This window comes from Photobacterium sp. R1 (genome assembly GCF_054600795.1).
Genome location: NZ_BAAHZP010000250.1, coordinates 1 through 349, shown reverse-complemented (window position 1 = coordinate 349; position 349 = coordinate 1). Strand labels below are relative to the sequence as shown.

Here is a 349-nt window from a genome sequence, read left to right as displayed (position 1 = left end):
CACAGAAGCATCAATAGATATAAAGCTGGTAACCTGACTTTCATTATCTAACGTTCTCAAGACATGATCAGTAACGGATCATCGATAAAAATGACCATCAAACTTCAGTAGCTTATTGCGGTGAATGACTTTCAGTTGCTCATCCAGCACCTCATCCCGTTCATTTTCAATTATTTCTCTACGTTTTACTAGTAAATCGAAGAAACCATTTGTTTTTGTTTCTTGTACTTCAACGGATGAATTTACTATCTGCTTGATGACTCTTTGATCTTCATAGCAAGTATTCCCTTTTAAAATAAACCAATCTTGCATTGGATAATCAATCAACACCCGATTCATATTATTCTGG

At 35.0% G+C, this 349-nt stretch carries 1 protein-coding gene; it reads right to left on the bottom strand.

Annotated elements, in window-relative coordinates:
* Window positions 1-78: 78 nt before the first annotated feature.
* Window positions 79-349: hypothetical protein (locus ACYP03_RS24900; protein ID WP_459782512.1), on the bottom strand; the 271-nt coding region annotated here is incomplete at its 5' end.